The 20,366-nt window shown below is 59.6% G+C and carries 20 protein-coding genes; 5 read left to right on the forward strand and 15 right to left on the reverse strand.

Features of this window, described 5'->3' with window-relative positions; translation table 11 throughout:
• Nucleotides 1-6 precede the first annotated feature (6 nt).
• From ruvA to L1073_RS08020, 5 genes are all read right to left on the reverse strand, one after another.
• Nucleotides 7-621, reverse strand: coding sequence for a Holliday junction branch migration protein RuvA (gene ruvA / locus L1073_RS08000; protein ID WP_246898256.1), 615 nt, complete (start codon nucleotides 619-621; stop codon nucleotides 7-9).
• An 80-nt stretch (nucleotides 622-701) separates the two neighbouring features.
• Entirely contained in the window at nucleotides 702-1,241 is a 540-nt protein-coding gene (gene ruvC / locus L1073_RS08005) for a crossover junction endodeoxyribonuclease RuvC (protein WP_246898257.1), read from the reverse strand.
• Between the two features lie 43 nt (nucleotides 1,242-1,284).
• Nucleotides 1,285-2,034: a YebC/PmpR family DNA-binding transcriptional regulator gene (locus L1073_RS08010; protein WP_246898259.1), complete on the reverse strand. Its 750-nt coding sequence runs from the start codon at nucleotides 2,032-2,034 to the stop codon at nucleotides 1,285-1,287.
• 102 nt (nucleotides 2,035-2,136) lie between these two features.
• Nucleotides 2,137-3,921 (reverse strand): aspartate--tRNA ligase, encoded by a 1,785-nt coding sequence (aspS, locus tag L1073_RS08015; protein WP_246898260.1) that lies wholly within the window; start codon nucleotides 3,919-3,921, stop codon nucleotides 2,137-2,139.
• A 66-nt stretch (nucleotides 3,922-3,987) separates the two neighbouring features.
• Nucleotides 3,988-4,245 carry an FmdB family zinc ribbon protein gene (locus L1073_RS08020; protein ID WP_246898261.1) on the reverse strand — a complete coding sequence of 86 codons (258 nt, stop codon included), beginning with the start codon at nucleotides 4,243-4,245 and terminating at the stop codon, nucleotides 3,988-3,990.
• A 217-nt stretch (nucleotides 4,246-4,462) separates the two neighbouring features.
• Between L1073_RS08020 and L1073_RS08025 the strand changes: the two genes are divergently transcribed.
• The 3 genes from L1073_RS08025 to L1073_RS08035 are packed head-to-tail and all read left to right on the forward strand — an operon-like array spanning nucleotide 4,463 to nucleotide 7,351.
• The gene (locus L1073_RS08025) at nucleotides 4,463-5,404 is read left to right on the forward strand and encodes an NAD(P)-dependent oxidoreductase (RefSeq protein ID WP_246898263.1); all 942 of its coding nucleotides are present in this window, start codon (nucleotides 4,463-4,465) and stop codon (nucleotides 5,402-5,404) included.
• Nucleotides 5,405-5,432: 28 nt separating this feature from the next.
• Complete coding sequence (locus tag L1073_RS08030) at nucleotides 5,433-6,353, forward strand: ribokinase (RefSeq protein ID WP_246898264.1); 921 nt, start codon at nucleotides 5,433-5,435, stop codon at nucleotides 6,351-6,353.
• A 53-nt stretch (nucleotides 6,354-6,406) separates the two neighbouring features.
• Nucleotides 6,407-7,351, forward strand: coding sequence for a nucleoside hydrolase (locus L1073_RS08035; RefSeq protein WP_246898265.1), 945 nt, complete (start codon nucleotides 6,407-6,409; stop codon nucleotides 7,349-7,351).
• 56 nt (nucleotides 7,352-7,407) lie between these two features.
• Here L1073_RS08035 and yccX read toward each other — a convergent pair whose 3' ends face one another.
• Nucleotides 7,408-7,680: an acylphosphatase gene (gene yccX, locus L1073_RS08040; protein WP_246898266.1), complete on the reverse strand. Its 273-nt coding sequence runs from the start codon at nucleotides 7,678-7,680 to the stop codon at nucleotides 7,408-7,410.
• Nucleotides 7,673-8,632 carry a YihY/virulence factor BrkB family protein gene (locus L1073_RS08045; RefSeq protein WP_246898267.1) on the reverse strand — a complete coding sequence of 320 codons (960 nt, stop codon included), beginning with the start codon at nucleotides 8,630-8,632 and terminating at the stop codon, nucleotides 7,673-7,675. The genes yccX and L1073_RS08045 overlap by 8 nt, the downstream gene beginning before the upstream one ends.
• 140 nt (nucleotides 8,633-8,772) lie before the next feature.
• Between L1073_RS08045 and L1073_RS08050 the strand changes: the two genes are divergently transcribed.
• Nucleotides 8,773-9,876 carry a bifunctional nicotinamide-nucleotide adenylyltransferase/Nudix hydroxylase gene (locus L1073_RS08050; protein WP_246898268.1) on the forward strand — a complete coding sequence of 368 codons (1,104 nt, stop codon included), beginning with the start codon at nucleotides 8,773-8,775 and terminating at the stop codon, nucleotides 9,874-9,876.
• 20 nt (nucleotides 9,877-9,896) lie between these two features.
• Here L1073_RS08050 and L1073_RS08055 read toward each other — a convergent pair whose 3' ends face one another.
• From L1073_RS08055 to L1073_RS08075, 6 genes are all read right to left on the reverse strand, one after another.
• Nucleotides 9,897-10,814 carry a LysR substrate-binding domain-containing protein gene (locus L1073_RS08055; protein WP_246898269.1) on the reverse strand — a complete coding sequence of 306 codons (918 nt, stop codon included), beginning with the start codon at nucleotides 10,812-10,814 and terminating at the stop codon, nucleotides 9,897-9,899.
• Between the two features lie 82 nt (nucleotides 10,815-10,896).
• Nucleotides 10,897-12,321: a cardiolipin synthase gene (gene cls / locus L1073_RS08060; protein ID WP_246898271.1), complete on the reverse strand. Its 1,425-nt coding sequence runs from the start codon at nucleotides 12,319-12,321 to the stop codon at nucleotides 10,897-10,899.
• Nucleotides 12,322-12,410: 89 nt separating this feature from the next.
• A complete protein-coding gene (locus L1073_RS08065; RefSeq protein ID WP_246898272.1) occupies nucleotides 12,411-13,916 on the reverse strand; it encodes a fumarate hydratase in 1,506 nt (501 codons plus the stop codon).
• Between the two features lie 192 nt (nucleotides 13,917-14,108).
• Nucleotides 14,109-16,139 carry an excinuclease ABC subunit UvrB gene (uvrB, locus tag L1073_RS08070; protein WP_246898274.1) on the reverse strand — a complete coding sequence of 677 codons (2,031 nt, stop codon included), beginning with the start codon at nucleotides 16,137-16,139 and terminating at the stop codon, nucleotides 14,109-14,111.
• A gap of 54 nt (nucleotides 16,140-16,193) precedes the next feature.
• Entirely contained in the window at nucleotides 16,194-16,322 is a 129-nt protein-coding gene (locus L1073_RS17225; protein ID WP_281506021.1) for a hypothetical protein, read from the reverse strand.
• Nucleotides 16,323-16,420: 98 nt separating this feature from the next.
• Entirely contained in the window at nucleotides 16,421-16,612 is a 192-nt protein-coding gene (locus L1073_RS08075; protein ID WP_246898275.1) for a hypothetical protein, read from the reverse strand.
• Nucleotides 16,613-16,771: 159 nt separating this feature from the next.
• Here L1073_RS08075 and ygfZ point away from each other — a divergent pair, with 159 nt between their 5' ends.
• On the forward strand, nucleotides 16,772-17,818 hold the full coding sequence (gene ygfZ / locus L1073_RS08080) for a CAF17-like 4Fe-4S cluster assembly/insertion protein YgfZ (protein ID WP_246898277.1): 1,047 nt from the start codon (nucleotides 16,772-16,774) through the stop codon (nucleotides 17,816-17,818).
• Between the two features lie 2 nt (nucleotides 17,819-17,820).
• Here the strand turns inward: ygfZ and L1073_RS08085 are convergent, their stop codons facing one another.
• Complete coding sequence (locus tag L1073_RS08085) at nucleotides 17,821-18,588, reverse strand: TatD family hydrolase (RefSeq protein WP_246898278.1); 768 nt, start codon at nucleotides 18,586-18,588, stop codon at nucleotides 17,821-17,823.
• A gap of 63 nt (nucleotides 18,589-18,651) precedes the next feature.
• A complete protein-coding gene (locus L1073_RS08090) occupies nucleotides 18,652-20,241 on the reverse strand; it encodes a peptide chain release factor 3 (RefSeq protein ID WP_246898279.1) in 1,590 nt (529 codons plus the stop codon).
• Nucleotides 20,242-20,366 lie beyond the last annotated feature (125 nt).

Below are 20,366 nucleotides of genomic sequence, written 5' to 3' on the forward strand. Positions count from 1 at the left end.
CGGTCCTTAGCCTGCCATCTTGCGTGTCAGGGCGGCTTTGATCAGGCCTTCCGTGGAAAGGCTCTCGTCCAGCCCGGACAACATGCGCGAGGCTTCGGTGGGTTTGTAGCCCAAGGCCACGAGGGCTGATTCCGCATCGGCGAAAGGATCGGCTGCAGGCGCTGCGGGTGAGGCACCCAGCTCAAGGGCATGCAGGGCGTTTTCCTGCTCGAGCTGCCAATGGGGAAAGCGATCACGCATTTCCACGACCAGGCGATCGGCGGTTTTCTTGCCGACCCCGGGAAGGCGCGTCAGCGCCTTGCTGTCATCTTCCATGACGCAGCGGATGAAGGCTTCCTGATCCATACCGGAGAGAATCGCCAAGGCCAGCTTGGGCCCTACCCCGTTGACCTTGATCAGGGCGCGAAACAACTGGCGTTCTTCACCGCGCGCGAAGCCATATAACAGATGCGCATCCTCGCGCACCGCCATATGCGTGTGGAGCTGGACCTCTTCCCCCACCGCCGGCAATGCCAGCAAGGTGGTCATGGAAGTCTCCAGTTCATAGCCGACGCCGCCGACGTCGACGACGATCCACGGCGGTTGCTTTTCCAGCAGGGTGCCACGCAAGCGTCCAATCATGCACATCGAGTCCTTCGATTGACTGGGTTGACACTATACTGATCCGCCTCGCGACTGACCAGCACTCGACAAGCGGCGCCTCAGTCGGGGCGAAAGTCCCGCCAACGCTGACGCGACCCGCTTCGCCGCCGCCCACGTGCCGCTGATAGCGAGCGTCCCTGGCGAGCATAGGCATGCGTCAGGGCGATAGCCAGTGCATCGGCGGCATCGGCCTGGGGCGTGCCGTCGAGCCCCAGAATCGCCGTCACCATATGCTGTACCTGATCCTTGGTTCCTGCGCCGGTGCCGGTGACGGCCTGCTTGATCTGGGTGGGGGCGTACTCGAAGACCTCAAGACCATGATTGGCGGCACAGACGATGGCCGTGCCACGTGCCTGCCCCAGCTTGAATGCGGAGTCGGCATTCTTGGACATGAAGACCTGCTCGATGGCGACTTCATGCGGACAATGCACGCCGATCAACTCGGCGATGCCGGCATACACCTGGGCGAGCTTCTGGGCCAGATGATCGCTCTTGATGCGGATGCAGCCGCTGGCAACGTAACGTGGCGTCGCCGAGGCGACATCGACGACGCCGTAGCCGGTGATACGCGACCCGGGGTCGATTCCCAGCAGAATCATCGACTCATCATCTCCGTGGCGCCACTCACACGCGTCACACTACTCACTCGAGTTCCGCCATGACGGCATCGGAAAAATCGGCGTTGGAATAAACGTTCTGCACATCGTCGAGGTCTTCGAGCATGTCGAACAATTTGAGGACCTTGCGCGCCGTGTCGACGTCGTCGATGGGGGAATAGTTATCCGGATAGGACCCGACATCGCTTGCGGTGGGCTCGATGCCCGCCTCGACCAGCGCATCCTTGACTGCACCGAAGCCTTCCACGGACGTCACGATCTCGAGCGTACCATCGTCCTGAGTGACGATGTCTTCGGGTTCGGCGACCAGCGTAGCCTCCATGGCGGCCTCCTCGGAGGTGCCCTCCGGCAGTGTCAGCCGACCCTGCTTATGGAACATGAAAGCGACGGACCCGGACGTCCCCAGGTTACCGCCGTTCTTGTTGAAGGCGTGGCGCACCTCGGAGACCGTGCGATTGCGGTTGTCGGTCATGCACTCGACCATCACGGCAACGCCTTCGGGACCGTAGCCCTCGTAGACGGTTTCCTCCATCTCATCGCCGTCGGTATTGCCGGCGCCGCGCTCGATGGCACGCTGGATGGTGTCCTTGGTCATGTTGTTGGACAGCGCCTTGTCGATGGCAGCGCGCAGGCGGGGGTTATCCGCCACTTCGCCACCTCCCTGACGCGAGGCAACGGTCAGCTCACGAATGAGTTTGCTGAAGATCTTGCCACGTTTGGCATCCTGGGCGGCCTTGCGGTGCTTGATGTTCGCCCATTTACTATGGCCTGCCATATCGACGTCACTCCTTGGGAAAACAGGCGTTCGCGTTTGCAGGACACCCGGCGTCGCCTCGACGCCGGGAAAACGAGAAGAACGTGGCACAAGCGGCGTTCGTCAGACCTCGCCGTTGCCACCTTGCTGCGCCTTCGGGCGCAGGCGGATGTTGAGTTCCTTGAGCTGCTCGGCGCTGACCTCGCCTGGCGCGTCGGTCATCAGGCAGGCGGCGCTCTGCGTCTTGGGGAAGGCGATCACTTCACGAATCGTCTTGGCACCGCTCATCAGCATGACCAGACGGTCGAGGCCGAAGGCCAGTCCGCCATGCGGCGGTGCGCCAAAGCGAAGAGCATCGAGCAGGAAGCCGAACTTCTCCTCGGCTTCTTCCTCACCGATGCCCAGCACCTCGAAGACTGCACGCTGCATGGCTTGATCGTGGATACGGATCGAGCCGCCGCCCAGCTCGGTACCGTTCAACACCATGTCATAGGCACGCGACAGCGCCTTGGCGGGTTCTGACTTGAATGCCTCCGGCGTGCACGACGGTGCGGTAAACGGATGGTGCAAAGCCGCCAGGCGGCCGGCATCGTCGGCTTCGAACATGGGGAAGTCCACGACCCACAACGGCGCCCAGTCCTGAGTATAAAGATCGAGATCCTCACCCAGCTTGACGCGCAACGCGCCCAACGCCTCATTGACGACGCGGGTCTTGTCGGCGCCGAAGAAGATGATGTCGCCATCCTCGGCTCCCACGCGGTCGAGCAACGGCTCGATGATGCCTTCCATGAACTTGACGATGGGCGACTGCAGCCCTTCGATGCCCTTGGCACGCTCGTTGACCTTGATCCAGGCCAGCCCCTTGGCACCGTAGATGTTGACGAAATCGGTGTAGGCGTCGATGTCCTTGCGTGACAGCTTGGCGCCGCCGGTGACCTTGAGCGCCGCGACGCGCCCGTCATCGGCCTTGGCCGGACCGGAAAACACCTTGAAGTCGACATCACGCATCAGGTCGTTGACATCGACCAGCTCGAGCGGGATACGCAAGTCGGGCTTGTCCGAGCCGTAACGGTTCATCGCTTCGCTGTACGGCATCTTGGGGAATGCCGGCAGGTTGACATCGAGCACTTCCTGGAACAACTGACAGATCATGCCTTCGGTCAAGGACATGATGTCGCTTTCTTCGACGAACGAGGCTTCCAGGTCGATCTGAGTAAACTCGGGCTGGCGATCGGCGCGCAGGTCTTCGTCACGGAAGCACTTGGCAATCTGGTAGTAACGGTCGAAGCCCGAGACCATCAATAGCTGCTTGAATAGCTGCGGTGACTGCGGCAAGGCGAAGAACTCACCCGGATGCGTACGGCTCGGCACCAGGTAGTCGCGGGCCCCCTCCGGCGTGGCACGCGTCAGAATCGGCGTCTCTATATCCAGAAAGCCCTGGGCCTCGAGATAGGCGCGTACGCTGTGCGTGATCCGCGAGCGCAACCGCAGCTTGTCGATCATTTCCGGGCGACGCAGATCGATATAACGATGCTTGAGACGGATCTCCTCGCCGACCTTGCCGTGCTCGTCGAGCTGGAACGGCGGCGTGGCGGCCGTGTTGAGCACTTCGACGTCTGATGCCAGCACTTCGATCATGCCGGTGGGCATGTTGGGGTTCTGGGTACCGTCGGGACGCAGGCGAATGCGTCCGCGAATGCGCAGTACAAACTCGTTGCGGGCACGATCGGCATTGGCGAACGCCTCGGGAGTATCGGGATCGACGACGATCTGGGCGATACCATCGCGGTCGCGCAAATCGAGGAAGATCACTCCCCCGTGGTCGCGACGACGATGTACCCAGCCGCAGAGTGCGACTTCCTTATCCACCTGGGTTTCGTTCAATTGACCGCAATAGTGACTGCGCATGTCTTATCCTGTTTCGTTGCGTGTTTCATGGGGCGATTCGGCGCCGCCCGAACGGCGCCGAACGCATCAGGCGGGTGTCTTGCCGCCAGTCTCTGTAGATGTGGAAGGCGCGGAGGCCTCTCCCGCGAGATTGCGTTTTTGCCCCGATTTGAAGTCGGTTTCATACCATCCGCCGCCGGCCAGGCGAAAGCCCGCCGCGGAAACCAAGCGTGATAATTCTGCGCGCTCGCAGCGTGGACAATCGGTCAACGCTGCCGCGCTGACTTTCTGCAGCTTTTCCAGGCGATGGCCGCAGGCCTTGCACTCATACTCGTAGATGGGCATGGTTCTCACCATTCATGTCATCAAGAAGCGCCCGCGCGACGTTCGCGCGGTGGCAGGGATATAGGGCCGGAGATCGCACTTTCCAAGCCTTTTCTTAAAGCCGCTCATTATAGCGCGTTGCGCCACCCAGCGGGCAAGCGTATCAGGGTTCGATATCATGTAGTTTGCCGCTACGATGCCAGCCCCACTCCACTTCGTTAAAAGAAAAGGATGTCGCATGAAAGCCGTGATTCTCGATGCCGCCAGCCTCGGCGACGATATCGATCTCTCGCCGCTGCACGCAGCGGTCGACAACCTCGAGGTCCATGCGCATACCGCTGCCGATAAACGCCAGGAGCGTCTCGCCAATGCGGATATCGCGATTACCAACAAGGTGGTACTGGACGGCGATCTGCTCGCGTCCCTGCCCGATCTTAAATTGATCTGCGTGTTGGCGACGGGGACCAACAATATCGACATGGAGACTGCCCGAGCCCAGGGTATCGAAGTGCGTAACGTCTCCGCCTACGGCACGGCGAGCGTAGCGCAACATACCCTGATGTTGATGCTTGCACTGGCCAATCGTCTACCGCTTTACATGCGCGATGTCGCTGCTGGGCGCTGGAACGATAGCGCCTTGTTCTGCCTGCTCGATCATCGCACCTTGCAACTGGCCGACAAACATCTGGTCATCGTCGGCCATGGCGAACTCGGTCGTGCCGTGGCGCAGTTGGCCGAGGCTTTCGGCATGCGCGTCACCTTTGCTGCACGCCCCGGCAACGAAGCGCAGGATTCGCGCCCTTCCCTCGCCTCGCTGGCTGGCGAGCTCGATGTATTGAGCCTGCACTGCCCGTTGACGGAGCAGACACGGCATCTCGTCGACGCCGAGATGCTGGCCCGTTTCAAGCCCAGCGCCTTGCTGCTCAATTGCGCGCGCGGCGGTATCATAGACGAAAGCGCCGCGTTGGACGCGCTACGTGGCGGCTCGCTTGGCGGGCTCGGCGTCGATAGCTTGCCCGAAGAACCCCCGCGTAAGGGGCATGCGCTGATTGGCGCCATGGACGAGGCGCTCAATCTCATCGTCACCCCGCACAGCGCTTGGATCTCGCCGGAGGCTCGCGCCAATGTTGTCAGCCTGACGCGCGACAACCTGCACCAATGGCTCGCTTCGCGTACTTAATACATGATTTCTACGGTCGGGAGCTTGCATGCTTTACAACTACGGTTCCATCAATATCGATCATGTCTACCGCGTCAGTCATCTGGTGCGGCCCGGCGAGACACTATCCAGCCAGAGCTTCACGCAGGTGCTGGGCGGTAAAGGTGCCAATCAATCATTGGCCATGGCTCGAGCAGATGGTGACGTGACGCATTGGGGACGTGTATCTCAGAACGATCGCTGGGTGCTGGAAATCCTTGCTCAGGCGGGCGTCAATACGTCTGCGATCGAACTCACCGCCGATGCCAGCGGGCATGCCATCATTCAGGTCGACGATCACGCCGAAAATGCCATCATTCTCTATCCCGGCGCCAATCATGGCTTCAGTGAACGTCACCTCGATGCCTTGATGCCCTCGGTCAGTCCTGACGATTGGTTATTGCTGCAAAACGAATGCAATGCGCTCGAAAACGTCATGGCCCTCGCCTCGCACCACGGCATGCGTATCGCCTTCAATCCCGCGCCGCTCGGCGCCAACGTGCACTCTCTGCCCCTCGAATTGTGCCAGATGCTGTTCCTCAATCGTGGCGAAGCTGCAGCGTTGGCGGGGCTCGACGAACACGCCGGGGCCGACGAACTCATGGAGGTTCTCTCTCGACGGCTGCCCGAGGTGGAGCTGGTGTTGACGCTGGGACGTGATGGCGTGCGTTATCAGCATGGTGCCCAGCGCCTCGAACTTCCTGCGTTCCCTGTTGAAGCCGTGGACACGACTGCGGCGGGCGATACCTTCATCGGTTACTTCATGGCTGCACGCCAACGCAGCGACCCCATCGAGACGTGCCTGTATGAAGCGAGCGCTGCTGCGGCCTTGTGCGTGCAATGCGCCGGCGCAGCACCCAGCATCCCGCTTGCCAGCGAGGTCGCAGCGACCTCTCGTGATTGGCCGGCGCGCGATATCTTGCGCCGTTGACTCTCGCGGTACCGTCTTTTGGTTACTTGAACATTATTTGCAACAGGACATCTATGAGCATTCCGCTGATTTTCGATACCGACCCCGGCGTAGACGACGCCCAAGCCATTGCCATCGCCCTGGGGCATCCCGAGATCGAACTTCTCGGCATGACCACGACCTATGGCAATGTCGATATCGAGACTGCCACCACCAATGCATTGCTGCTCGCCGAGCTCGCCGACCAGCGCATTCCCGTCGCGCAGGGTGCCGCAGCGCCCCTGGTCAAGCTCAAGCATCCGGCGCCGGCGCATATCCATGGCGATAACGGGCTGGGCAATCATCCCTTGCCGGTACCGACGCATCATGCGGAGACGATCAGTGCGCCACAGTTCATCGTCGAGCAGATCAATGCCCGCCCCGGCGAGGTCACCCTGGTCGCCGTGGGTCCGCTGGGTAACTTGGCCGCTGCGCTGCAGCTCGACCCGGGCATCGTCGAGCGAGTCAAACAGATCGTCGTCATGGGGGGAGCGATTCGCGAGGGTGGCAACGTCACGCCCGTCGCCGAAGCCAATATCTTCAATGATCCGCATGCTGCGGCACGCGTATTGACGGCAGGCTGGCCACTGACCCTGGTGGGGCTGGATGCCACGCATCGCTGCGTGCTGGGGCCCGCGCAAATGGACAAGATCGCCGCCGCCCAAGGCAAGCTGGGCGAGGTGCTGGCCGGCAGCTATGCGTTCTATCGCGCCTTCTATCGTACCGCGCTGGATATCGATGGCTGTTGCCCGCACGACAGCTGTGCCTTGGCGTGGCTGATGCGCCCGGAACTCTTCACCACCAGGCGCGGACACTTGAATGTCGTCACCGATGGAGACGCCGAAGGCCAGACGCTGTTTGCGCCGCAAGAGCGTGCTTTCATCGATCCCCGTTGGTCACGCACACCGCTCGTCGATGTGTGCATGAACGCCGAGGGTGAGGCCGTCGTGGACTGGATCGTCGAGACGCTGACCCGCTGAGAGCCCGTTGCCCCGCCTTTTCTGCCCATAGCTGGTGGAACGCGGCGGAGGCCGTTTCAACCGAGCTCGAAGGTACTCGGAGGCGTGACCTCGACTTTTTCACACTCGACATGGGTAACGCGCGACGCCGGCGGCCCTTGCCATAACCAGCGCACGACACGGTCGACGGCCGCCTGCTCGCCGCACAGCATTACTTCGACGCGGCCGTCGCCGAGGTTCCGGGCATACCCTTTGAGTTCTTCCTTTAACGCTTGATCGCGTGTCGCGGCGCGAAATCCAACGCCTTGCACGCGGCCGGTGACCCACGCCTTGAGACAATATTCATGCATGGCCCTCTCCTTTGCTTTCAGGCGTCGCGCTGGCGGCCGTATATCCTGAAGAATCCACGAATTCACGCTTGACCAGGACTGCAGAGTTGCGCGGCACAATACGCTTGCCACGCGCTTCGAGATGGGTGCGAGTGAAAGCAGCGCCATACAGCAGAATCAGCGAGCTGTAGTAAACCCACAGCAGTACCAGCACGACCGAGCCCGCCGCGCCGTATGTCGACGCCGTAGCGGTATAGGCAAGATATGCGGCAATGGCGTAACGCCCTATTGCAAATAGCACCGCCGTTACGACCGCGCCAACCATAACATCTCGCCAACTGACGACGACATCCGGCAATACCTTGAAAATAGCGGCGAAAAACAGCGCAATCACTGCCAGCGAGACGAGGAATTCGGCGCTGCCCAAGAGCGCGTTGATACCCGGTAGCCAGTCGCTTGCATACCTGAAAAAGGCTTGCAGCATCACGCCCAGCACCAACGACACCATGAGGATGAAACCCACTGCCAGCACCACGGTCAGCGATAGTAGACGCTTCTTGATGAACAACCAAAAGCCATTGCGATCGGGACGCGCCGTTACGCCCCAGAGCGTATTGAGGGAGAACTGCATCTGTGCGAAGACGGTTGTGGCCCCGATCACCAGCGCGCTGATGCCGAGCAAGGTTGGCAAGATGCCGGAGCTTTCGATGCGCGACTGCGCCACCGCTTGCTGAATCGCCATGGCGGCGTCCTGACCCATGGTATCCTCTAGCTGCGCCACGATCTGGCCTTGCGCAGCATTCTCGCCCAGTACCAGCCCAATCACGGTGACGGCAATGATGATCGTCGGCGCTAGTGAAAATAGGGTGTAAAACGCCAAGGAACCCGCGTAGCTGAACGCATTGTGTTCAAGCCACAAGGTCGTGGCATTGACGACGATTCGGTACCAATAGCGCGGCGAAAGATTAATCACGGACTCCCCTTGTCGAACATGATGAATGACGAACACAACGTGGCTTTGTCTCAGGATAGCGCAGATGCCCCGGCCACTGCTTATATTGCAGAGCCCCGAGTGGCTGCCCATAATGGCTCGGCCCTGCCAACGGAGCTTTCATGTCCAACACCACCACATCCTTCCCCTCTTCCGATACACCCTATGCTTTCGATTGTCTGGTCTTCATCGGGCGTTTCCAGCCGCCGCATCGAGGGCATATCACTGTCATCCGCGAGGCATTGCAGCAGGCACGGCAAGTGATCGTGATGGTGGGGTCTGCCTGGCAAGCCCGTTCGCTGCGCAACCCGTGGCGTTTCGAGGAACGTCGAGACATGTTGCGTGCATGCTTCGATGGCGAGGATAACGCGCGACTCGAAATCACGCCGTTACTGGATGCGCTCTACAACAACGATGTCTGGGTGCGCGATGTGCAGCGCCGGGTGCGCGATGTGGTCGTTCCCCAACAGGGTCGGTTACCACGGATCGGATTGATCGGCGCCAGTCGCGGTCAGTCGAGCTACTATCTCACGCTGTTTCCGCAGTGGGAGTCGGTCAGCGTGCCGCTGGTCAGCGACGTCTCGGCGAGTCGGATTCGCGAGGCATTGTTCGGGCAGCCGGCATTGGCGGGCGATTACTTGGCACGCGAAGAAATCAGCGGCTTGCCGGCACCGGTCTGCGATGTGCTGCGGCGCTTTCTCGAAACACCCGAATGCGCACAATTGTGGGAAGAGCAGCATCTGCTTGAGCAGTATCGTGAGGCCTGGGCGCAGGCGCCCTATCCGCCGGTGTTCGTGACCGTCGATGCCGTCGTGGTGCAATCCGGGCATGTGCTGCTGGTCGAGCGGCGAGCGGCGCCCGGCAAGGGGTTGCTTGCTTTGCCGGGAGGCTTCATTCAGCCCCAGGAGCGCTTGTTGGATGCCTGCCTGCGCGAGCTGCGTGATCGGGTGCGCTTGAAGATTCCCGAGGCCGTGCTCAAAGGCTCGCTACGCGGTCAGCGCTTGTTCGATGAGCCTCACCGCAGCTGGCGTGGCCGAACTCTGGCGCAGGCTTTCTATTTCGCCCTACGGCCCGAACAGCAACTCCCCCAGCTCAAGCCTTCGCGCAGTGGCGAACAAGCCCATTGGGTGGCGTTGGCAGACCTCGACCCCGAGGCATTGTTCGAAGATCATTTCTTCATCATTCAGAACTTTCTAGGCTTGCCGGCCGGCATGGCGACGCCGTGACGCGACTCGCTGTCAGGTGTTCATGCCTGCAGAAAATCGCGTGGCAGCTTCATCATCTGCCGCCAGAGTTTCTCGACGCCGGGCTTGTGCACCAGCGAACATCGATACAGGCGAATCTCCAGGGGAATGTCCCATTGCGCGTCTCCCGCGCGGACCAAGCGCCCTGCGGCGAGTTCTTCGCGTATACAGAAATCGGGAATCCACGCCATGCCGACCCCTTGCAGGGCCATGCCCTTGAGACCTTCCGCCATGGCGGTCTCATAGACGGTCTTGAGGCGCATGCGTAGCGGGTCGTTCTTGAGCAGCATGCGCACGCTACGTCCCAGAAAAGCCCCTTGGGTATAGGCGAGAAACGGAATACTCGCCTCGTCATCCAGCGCGAAGCGTGGGGAGCCGTCGTCGTTGGGCACGCAAACCGGCAGCATTTTTACCTGACCGATGGAGAATGAAGGAAAGGCCTCGCCATCGAGCTGCATGCTGGCATAGGGGTCATAATACGCCAGCATCAGGTCACAGTTGCCTTCACGCAACACGTGGATGGCGTCCCCCACGTTCATGGCCACTAGTCGCGTCGGAAGTTCACCCACGCCCTTCTGCAGGCGCGAAATCCAGCGTGGGAAAAACGTCAACGCCAGCGAGTGTGCTGCGACGATATCGAGCGCTTCGTTGGCCATCGATAGGCCACGCAAGTGAGCGAGACATTCACTCAACTGCTCGACCATGCTACGTGCCGTGACCAGAAATAGCTGCCCTTCCGGAGTCAGCCCGATAGGCGTCGTGGACCGATCGACCAGGGTGGCACCCACGGCTTGTTCCAGGGAGCGAATGCGTCGGCTGAAAGCGGGTTGAGTGACGTGGCGTTGTCTCGCTGACGCGGAAAAACTGCGTGTATTGGCGAGGGCCACGAAATCTTCGAGCCACTTGGTTTCAAGATTCACCGGTACTCCTGGTGGTCACGTAATAAATGTACGAAAGACGCAAAGCATGCCATAGACGTCGTATCCCGACACGCTGCAGATGTCATTGTACGGGCGCTAGCAGATACGCCGCCCGAGAGACGAGCTTACGCCAGATGGGACGATTGTTGAGTTCATCCAGCGAGACCTCTCGACAGACCGCAAGATCCCGGCGCAGCATATCCTCGACTTGGCTGGCAAACGACGCATCGGGCACATAGGCGGTAATCTCGAAGTTGAGCCGAAACGAGCGATTATCGAGATTGACCGATCCGACCAGTGCCGTCTCGTGATCGACCAGGACGACTTTCTGGTGCAGGAACCCCGGTTGATAGCGAAAAATACGTACGCCGTGGCGAATCATTTCGGGCAAGAAGGAAAAGGCGGAGAGGAAGACCAGCAAGTGATCGGGACGCTCGGGAATCATCACGCGCACATCGACCCCCCGCAATGCGGCAAGCTTCAAGGCATCTTGTACTCCCTGGTCGGGGACGAAGTACGGGCTGGTCACCCACAGTCGTTCATGGGCCCCGTGAATGACATGCTGAATCAACAGGCTTGCCGTCTCGCAGTTATCGGCCGGACCGGAGGGCACGATCACCACGTGCTGGCACTCCTCGCAGGTGATCGACGGTTCCCAGTTCAGTGACAGAATCTCGTCGGTGGCCCAGTACCAGTCCTCCCAGAAGGCCTCCTGCAATCCCATGACGCTCGGTCCGGTGAGCTTCAGATGGGTGTCGCGCCAGGAGCCGTATCGCGCCACCCGTCCCAGATACTCATCGGCCACGTTGAAGCCACCGGTCCATCCTTCGCGGCCATCGACGACCAGAATCTTGCGATGATTGCGGAAGTTGATCTGGAAACGGTGCCGCCAGCCGCGCGACGAGTTGAAGGCCGTCACTTCGACGCCGGCTTCCGCTAACTCGCGCAAGTAATCATTGGATAGACTGCGACTGCCGATTTCATCGTAAAGCAGGCACACCCTCACACCTTGCTCGGCTCGACGCATCAAGTGCTGCTTGAACAAGGTGCCGATTTCATCGGCGCGGTAAATGAAAAACTGCACGAGAATATATTCGCGTGCCGCATCGATTCCCCTCAGCAAGCTCTGAAAGGTTTCGTCTCCATCGATGAGCAGCTCGGCGCGATTGCCAGTGCTCATGGGCATCATGGCTAGGCGCTCCACGGCCTGAATACGCGTAGTGTCAAACGAGGGACGAGAAAAGAAAGGCTCGAGCCGCGGCCTGAAACGCAATAGTACCTGGCGTAGTACGGTGTCGCGTTCACCGCGGGCGGAGGTATACCCGTAAAAACGCGGACGACCGAAGATCCAGTAGATAGGGACGGCCAGATAGGGAAAGGTCAACAGCGTGACGATCCAGGCAACCGCCCCTTGTGAAGTACGGCTCGACATCAATGCCATGATGGCAGACAACGCACCCAGCACATGGATCGTTACGATCAGGATACCGATCAGCCCGGATGTCATGTCGGCTCCTCCCTGAAACCTTCGAAGCGCCCGCTGGCTAAAAATCAGGCCCCGTGTGGACGGAGCCTGAAGCAACGATCATCGCATGATCATGCACTCGCGGCGATGATCTCTTTCCATTTCGCCGGACCGATCTGATGGACCGATTCGCCTTGGCTGTCGACGGCGACGGTCACCGGCATGTCTTCGACATCGAACTCATAGATCGCTTCCATGCCGAGATCCTCGAAGGCGACCACGCGAGACTTCTTGATCGCTTGCGCCACCAGGTATGCAGCGCCCCCGACCGCCATCAGATAAACGGCCTTGTTGTCACGGATCGCCTCGATTGCCATCGGCCCCCGCTCGGCTTTGCCGACCATCCCCTGAAGGCCTGTCTGCTCGAGCATGGTGCGCGTGAACTTGTCCATGCGTGTGGCGGTCGTGGGGCCGGCAGGGCCGACGACTTCATCGCCCACCGGATCGACGGGGCCAACGTAATAGATGAAGCGTCCCCGCAGATCGACGGGCAGTGGTTCGCCTTTGGCCAGCATGTCGACCATGCGCTTGTGCGCGGCATCACGGCCGGTCAGTAGTTTGCCATTGAGCAGCAGTGTATCGCCCGGCTGCCAGGAAGCCGCTTCTTCAGCCGTGACGGTGTCCAGGTTCACCCGCTTGACGTTGTCACCCATTTCACGCGTGATTTGCGGCCAGTCTTCCAGCTTCGGGGCGGGGAGCGATGCCGTGCCGCTGCCATCCAGCGTGAAATGCACGTGACGCGTGGCCGCGCAGTTGGGAATAATGGCGACCGGCTTGTTGGCAGCGTGGGTAGGATAATCCTTGACCTTGATATCGAGCACGGTCGTCAGCCCACCCAGCCCTTGCGCGCCGATGCCGGTGCGATTGACTTGCTCGAAAAGCTCGAGACGCAGTTCCTCGGCCCGGTTCGCGGCGCCACGTGCTTTGAGATCCTGAATATCGATGGGATCGAGCAAGGCTTCCTTGGCGAGTTCCATGGCCTTTTCGGCGGTGCCGCCAATGCCGATGCCCAGCATGCCCGGCGGGCACCACCCTGCCCCCATCTTGGGTAGCTGTTCCAGGACCCATTCGGCGACATTGTCGGAGGGATTGAGCATCGCGAACTTGGACTTGGCCTCGCTCCCGCCCCCTTTTGCCGCGACATGGATCTCGATCTGATCGCCGGGAACTAGCTTGTGATGGATGACGGCTGGCGTATTGTCGCCGGTATTCTGACGTTTACCGTTGGGATCGGCCAATACCGAGGCGCGCAGCACATTATCGGGAAGCTGATACGCTTGGCGGACGCCTTCGTTGATCATATCGTCGAGGCTCATGTCGGCTTCCCACCGGACGTTCATGCCGATTTCGACGAATACGGTCACGATGCCGGTGTCCTGACAGATCGGCCGATGGCCTTCGGCACACATTCTAGAGTTGATCAGGATCTGGGCGATGGCGTCGCGAGCGGCTGGATTTTCCTCACGCTGATACGCCTCGTGCATGGCGTCGATGAAGTCTTTGGGATGGTAGTAGGAAATAAACTGCAAGGCATCGGCCACGCTCTGGATTACATCATCCTGGCGTATCACGGTCATGAAAGGAACTCCTTCTTATGAGTAAGATCTCGCGAGGTGCCGTCAGGAAGCATCGCGAGAAACACAAGCGCAGGATTATACCTAAAATGAGCGATCACGCCTGTGGTGATCACTAACGTCTATTAACCGATGTTTAGCTTTATTGGGGATTTTTGTAACAAGAGATAACGGTATAAATCTATGCTTTCCATATCAGCCCAACTCAAGCAGCCTTGCTTTCAAGGATTGCAATTGATCACGCAGCCTTGCGGCTTCTTCGAACTCTAGGTTCTGCGCAGCTTCGTGCATGGCGTCCTCGAGCTTGCCGATTTCGCGAGTCAGACCCGAAGCATCCATCCGATTGAGCTGCTCGGCACTGTAGTCACCCGGCGCTTCGGCAACACGCTTGTCGGGCCGCTTGTTCCCGACCTTCTTGCCCGGAGTCTGCGCCCCTTCCATGATATCGGCGACCGACTTTGTCACCGTCTTGGGCGTGATGCCATGCTCTTCGTTGAAGGCGATCTGTTTATCACGCCGGCGCTCGGTTTCATCCATCGCTCGACGCATCGAATCCGTTATTCGATCACCGTAGAGAATCGCCTTGCCGTGCGCGTTACGCGCCGCACGCCCGATCGTCTGTACCAGTGAGCGCTCGGCACGCAGGAAGCCCTCCTTGTCAGCATCGAGAATCGCCACCAACGAGACTTCCGGTATGTCCAGTCCCTCGCGCAGCAAGTTGATGCCTACGAGTACGTCGAATTTGCCCAGCCGCAGATCGCGAATGATCTCTATGCGCTCGACGGTATCGATATCAGAGTGCAGGTAGCGGACCCGGATATCGTGCTCACCGAAATACTCGGTGAGATCCTCGGCCATGCGCTTGGTCAACGTCGTCACCAGAACGCGCTCCCCCACGTCGGTACGCAACCGAATCTCGGAGAGCAGATCGTCTACCTGTGTACTCGCCGGCCGCACTTCGATTTCAGGATCGACCAAGCCGGTGGGACGCACGACCTGCTCAACGACCTGGCCAGCATGTTCGGCCTCATACTTGCCCGGCGTCGCAGAAACGAAGGTTGCCTGCGGGCATATCCGCTCCCACTCCTCGAACTTCATGGGACGATTGTCCAGCGCCGAGGGTAACCGGAACCCATACTCGACCAGCGTTTCCTTGCGTGAACGGTCACCCTTGTACATGCCACCTACCTGGGGAACGCTGACGTGGGATTCGTCGATGAATAACAGCGCGTCATCCGGAAGGTAATCGAAGAATGTCGGGGGCGCCTCACCTGGCGCACGGCCCGATAGATAACGTGAGTAGTTCTCGATGCCGTTGCAATATCCCAGTTCGAGCATCATCTCGATGTCATAAAGCGTGCGCTGCTCGAGACGCTGAGCTTCGACGAGCTTGTCGTTCTTGCGCAACCAGTCCAACCGCTCGGCCAGTTCGGCCTTGATGTCATCCACGGCGCCGAGGATCGTCTCGTGCGGCGTCACGTAGTGGCTCTTGGGATAGATCGTCATGCGCGGCACCTTGCCACGCACTTCACCGGTCAACGGGTCAAACAGGCTGATGGTCTCAATCTCGTCGTCGAATAGCTCCACCCGCACCGCTTCATCTTCCGCATCCGCCGGGAAGACGTCGATGACATCCCCCCGAACGCGATAAGTGCCGCGACGGAAATCCATGTCGTTGCGGGTATATTGCAGCTCGGCGAGACGCCGCAGGAAGGTGCGCTGATCGATCTGCTCGCCACGGTTGAAGTGCAAACGCATCTTCAGGTACTGATCGGGATCCCCCAAGCCGTAAATGGCCGAGACGGATACCACGATCAACGCATCGCGACGTTCCAGAAGCGCTTTGGTCGCCGAGAGACGCATCTGCTCTATATGGTCGTTGACCGAAGCATCCTTCTCGATGAAGGTGTCCGACGACGGTACATAGGCTTCCGGCTGATAGTAGTCGTAATACGAAACGAAATACTCGACCGCGTTATCGGGAAAGAAGCTCTTGAACTCGCCGTAAAGCTGGGCTGCCAGCGTCTTGTTCGGCGCCATGACGATGGTCGGACGCTGCAGACGCTCCACCACGTTAGCCATGGTAAACGTCTTCCCCGACCCGGTGACCCCGAGCAGTGTTTGATGCGCCAGTCCTGCGTTGAAGCCGTGGATCAAGCCCTCGATAGCCGACGGCTGGTCGCCCGCAGGCTGGAATTGCGACTGAATGCGAAAGGGTTTGCTCATGAGTCTCACATAAGGGCGAGGTAAGGGCCATTCAAGCCTCGACCGCGCTCGCGGTCAGGCCGGGCGCGTGGTGATGTTCACGTCGCTTGCGGTCATCAGGCGTTGTATCGGGCAACGGTCGGCAATCTCGAGCAGACGGTTCAGAGTTTCGGGATTATCGATGCCCTGGAACGCCAGGGTCACGGTAAGTCGATAATGACCACGCCGCAAACTCCCTCACCGTCGCCTGCTGGCGAAACGATCCAATGACCGTGATTGTCATGGCATCCTCCCTGTGGCACTCAGTGTGCCTTGTAACCCAGTGCCTGGACAGTCCGCAGCAATGCCTCGCGTCGCACACGCCCTTCGACTTCGGCGCCATGACGGCCGACTTCGGCTTCCTCGACGCCGTCCATTTCCATCAGGGCCGTGGTGATGCGATTGACATCCTCGGCACTATCGACCTGCTCGAAGGTCAGTACTATATGCGCCATGGGAGCTCCTCCATCCGTTCATTCGTTTGCAGATGGCAGTTTATCATGGCACAACGGCAGCGCCGCGATGGTTGGAAAATCCCTTGCTCGCCCTGATATTCGAGAGTGACATTCGAATACGGTCGAGCGACCGTCGCGTTCGCGATACGGAGTTATTCCATGAACGATTGGAGCAGGCATCTAGAAGCGCAAGGGCTAGTGCGCACAGCGGAGAATGAGTGGCACTTCGGTGAGGCCGTTTCCGAGGCGCGCGTGCCCTTGTCGTCCACGGCAATTGCGCCGTTGCCGCAGTACTCGATCATGGAAATTGCCGGCCCCGATGCCGAGCGTTTTCTCCAGGGTCAGACTAGCGCCCAGGTGACGCTTGTCGATGGCGAGTTCGCGCCCTTGACGGCGTTTTGCTCTCCCAAGGGGCGCATGCTGGCCAATGGCCAATTGATGCGCGTGGACGAGACACGCTATTGGCTTGTGCTGGATAGTGGGGTGGCCGAGCCGTTGCATGCACATCTCGCGAAATATGCTCCCTTCTACAAGGTCGAGATCACGCAGCCGGCGACGCGGATATTCGGTGTATTCGGCGAGGATGCGACTGCCCAGGTCGAGGCGCAACTCCATGTCACGGCCCCAGCCACATGGGCGATGGCTCAAAACGATGCAGCGGTCATCCTGCGTCATCCAGGCCCGATTCATCGCTTCATGATCGTCGTTCCCGAGGACACGGCCTTGTCCGCATGGAAGGCTTTCGAAGGCATCGCAACGCCCGTCGGCAACGCAGTATGGCGTTTGCAGGACATCCAGGCCGGCCTCGCTTGGCTGGGCGAGACGCAACGTGACAGTTATCTCCCCCAGATGATCAATTGGGAAGCGTTGGGCGGAATCAGTTTTCGCAAAGGCTGCTACACCGGCCAAGAAGTGGTCGCGCGGGCGCATTTCCGTGGTCAGGTCAAAAAGCGTCTGCTGCGTACTCAGTCGGAAAACGCCACGTTACCAGCGCCGGGCACGCCCGTGCATGACGCTAACGGCAAGTCTCAAGGCGACGTTGTGTGCGCCGCCCTGAACGCAGATGGAAAAGCCGAGGTACTCGCTATTATCACCCAGCGCGACGAACCCCGCGAGCTCAACATCGATGGCGTGCCGCTCGAGCGCCTGGCGTTGCCCTATGCAATCGAGCGTGTCGATCCGGAAAGCATGTCCCTTAGCGCTTGATATTACGCCAATCCGAATAGGCGGCGGGCGGTGGCGGTGCTCTGCGTCGCCACCATGTCGTAGGACTGCCCCCGCAGCTCAGCCACCGTTTTGCAGACAGCATGAACCTCGGATGGCTCATTGCGTACGCCTTGTGCGCCGCATAGCGGCATATCCGGACTATCGGTCTCGAGTACATAACCATCGTCGGGCAGCGAATGTATAGCACGATGCAGGCGCTGGGCGCGTGTATAGGTCGCGCCCCCACCGAGCCCGAGGACGAATCCCAACGCCAGAAATCCCCGAGCTTGCTCCGGGCTTCCCGAGAACGCGTGTATCAGGCCGCCGGCGGGCAATGCGAGCTGACGCAGGCGCTTGACCACCTGATCGTTGGCTTGCACGCAGTGAATCACGACCGGCAGATGGCGACGTTTCGCGATACGCAATTGCGCATCGAAAAGCTGCCACTGACGATCGAGATCACCCAAACGCGCATCGATGCCGCATTCACCGACGGCGACGGTATCCGGATGAGCGTCGAGCTGAGCTTCAAGCGCGTCGGTATCTCCAGCCGCGTGTGCCTGAAGAAAGTAAGGGTGCAGCCCATAGCAGACACTGATCTCCGGGCGTTGCCCAAGGTCGGCTACCCGTGGCCAACGCGCACGCGTCGTCCCCGGAACGATGCAATGCCCTACCCCGGCCTTGGCCGCACGCGCCAGTACAGCGTTGCGGTCTTCATCGAAGACATCGAAGTCAAGATGACAATGGGCATCGATCAGCGTTGCGGACATAGTATGTCTCTCTCGCCGACGCACACGAGACAATGCGCCGGCGACAGGTGCGCTAGCGAGGCGTCAGTGTTCACGCGTGGCACGGAATTCGACATCCGGCCAACGCTCTTGCGTCATCTGCAGGTTGACGCGCGTCGGCGCCAGGTAAGTGAGATAGTCCCCACCATCCCAGGCGAGGTTGGTGCTGGCTTTGCGCTTCAGCTCATCGAGCATCTTGGTATCGTTACAATACACCCAGCGCGCGGTTTGTACATTGACCGGCTCATAAAGACAGTCGACCTTGTATTCCTGCTTCAAGCGATGCGCGACGACATCGAACTGCAGCGACCCGACGGCACCGACAATCAAGTCGTTGTTGTCCATCGGCATGAACACCTGCGTCGCGCCCTCTTCCGAGAGCTGCTTCAATCCCTTTTGCAGGGCTTTCATCTTGAGCGGATCACGCAATCGCACACGCTTGAACAATTCGGGCGCAAAGTGAGGGATACCCGTGAAGCGCATATCCTCGTTCAGGGTGAACGTATCGCCGATTTGAATCGTGCCATGGTTGTGCAAGCCGATGATGTCGCCGGGCCAGGCTTCTTCGACATGCGAACGGTCGGAAGCCATGAAGGTCAGCGCGTCGGCAATCTTGACGTCTTTGCCGATGCGCACGTGGCGCATCTTCATGTTCTTGTCGTACTTGCCCGAACATACGCGCAGGAAGGCAACACGGTCACGGTGCCTGGGATCCATGTTGGCCTGAATCTTGAAAACGAAACCGGTGAAACGTTCGTCGCTTGCCTCGACGGTGCGCTTATCGGTATCGCGCGCTAACGGTGAGGGCGCATATTCGACGAAGCCATCGAGCATTTCACGCACCCCGAAATTCCCCATTGCCGTTCCAAAATATACAGGGGTCAATTCGCCACGGCGATAGGCATCGAGATCGAAAGTATGAGACGCGCCGCGGACCAGTTCGACTTCCGCCCGCAATTCTTCAGCGGCATCCTTGCCCAGCGTTTCCTCGACCTCGTGGCTATCGAGCCCTTCGATGCGTAAATCTTCCGGGATCCGGTTGCCCTGACCCTGCTTGTAAAGGTGGATGACATCATTATAGAGGTGATAGACGCCACGAAAATGGCGTCCCATTCCCACCGGCCAAGTCATCGGGGCACATTGAATGTTCAATACCGTTTCGACCTCATCCATCACTTCGACCGGATCACGGATATCGCGGTCCATCTTATTAATGAATGTCAGAATCGGCGTCGTGCGCAAACGACAGACGTCCATCAATTTGATGGTGCGATCCTCGACCCCTTTGGCGCCATCGATCACCATCAGTGCCGAATCCACGGCCGTCAGCGTGCGATAGGTATCCTCGGAGAAGTCTTCGTGGCCAGGTGTATCGAGCAGATTGACGATCCGACCGTTATACGGAAACTGCATCACGGATGTCGTCACCGAGATGCCACGCTCCTGCTCCATCTTCATCCAGTCGGACGTGGCATGGCGCTCATCGCGCTTGCTTTTGACCGAGCCGGCGAGCTGAATCGCGTTGCCGAACAGCAGCATTTTTTCGGTAATGGTGGTCTTGCCGGCGTCAGGGTGCGAGATGATGGCGAAGGTCCGGCGTAATTCTGCTTCTTTAGCCACTTGAGTGTCTGACATCGATATACTTCGCTGATTTGCGGCAGTCGATGCTGATAAAGCATCTGACTGAAAAGAATGGATTCTTGCCGCGAATTGTACTGCTTAGACGTGCATGTGGGTAGAGGCTTCTAAACACCAACGGC

This window comes from Chromohalobacter nigrandesensis (assembly GCF_023061285.1).
Taxonomy (GTDB): Bacteria; Pseudomonadota; Gammaproteobacteria; order Pseudomonadales; family Halomonadaceae; genus Chromohalobacter; species Chromohalobacter nigrandesensis.

Bases quoted from the DNA above. Each gene is read 5' to 3' on its own strand.
- ruvC (WP_246898257.1), bottom strand. From the start codon at position 1,241: ATGATTCTGCTGGGAATCGACCCCGGGTCGCGTATCACCGGCTACGGC.
- uvrB (WP_246898274.1), bottom strand. From the start codon at position 16,139: ATGAGCAAACCCTTTCGCATTCAGTCGCAATTCCAGCCTGCGGGCGAC.
- L1073_RS08090 (WP_246898279.1), bottom strand. From the start codon at position 20,241: ATGTCAGACACTCAAGTGGCTAAAGAAGCAGAATTACGCCGGACCTTC.
- L1073_RS08065 (WP_246898272.1), bottom strand. From the start codon at position 13,916: ATGACCGTGATACGCCAGGATGATGTAATCCAGAGCGTGGCCGATGCC.
- L1073_RS08010 (WP_246898259.1), bottom strand. From the start codon at position 2,034: ATGGCAGGCCATAGTAAATGGGCGAACATCAAGCACCGCAAGGCCGCC.
- L1073_RS08075 (WP_246898275.1), bottom strand. From the start codon at position 16,612: ATGGCGCATATAGTACTGACCTTCGAGCAGGTCGATAGTGCCGAGGAT.
- L1073_RS08050 (WP_246898268.1), top strand. From the start codon at position 8,773: ATGTCCAACACCACCACATCCTTCCCCTCTTCCGATACACCCTATGCT.
- aspS (WP_246898260.1), bottom strand. From the start codon at position 3,921: ATGCGCAGTCACTATTGCGGTCAATTGAACGAAACCCAGGTGGATAAG.
- L1073_RS08035 (WP_246898265.1), top strand. From the start codon at position 6,407: ATGAGCATTCCGCTGATTTTCGATACCGACCCCGGCGTAGACGACGCC.
- L1073_RS08025 (WP_246898263.1), top strand. From the start codon at position 4,463: ATGAAAGCCGTGATTCTCGATGCCGCCAGCCTCGGCGACGATATCGAT.
- yccX (WP_246898266.1), bottom strand. From the start codon at position 7,680: ATGCATGAATATTGTCTCAAGGCGTGGGTCACCGGCCGCGTGCAAGGC.
- ruvA (WP_246898256.1), bottom strand. From the start codon at position 621: ATGATTGGACGCTTGCGTGGCACCCTGCTGGAAAAGCAACCGCCGTGG.
- L1073_RS08030 (WP_246898264.1), top strand. From the start codon at position 5,433: ATGCTTTACAACTACGGTTCCATCAATATCGATCATGTCTACCGCGTC.
- L1073_RS08020 (WP_246898261.1), bottom strand. From the start codon at position 4,245: ATGCCCATCTACGAGTATGAGTGCAAGGCCTGCGGCCATCGCCTGGAA.
- ygfZ (WP_246898277.1), top strand. From the start codon at position 16,772: ATGAACGATTGGAGCAGGCATCTAGAAGCGCAAGGGCTAGTGCGCACA.
- cls (WP_246898271.1), bottom strand. From the start codon at position 12,321: ATGACATCCGGGCTGATCGGTATCCTGATCGTAACGATCCATGTGCTG.
- L1073_RS08085 (WP_246898278.1), bottom strand. From the start codon at position 18,588: ATGTCCGCAACGCTGATCGATGCCCATTGTCATCTTGACTTCGATGTC.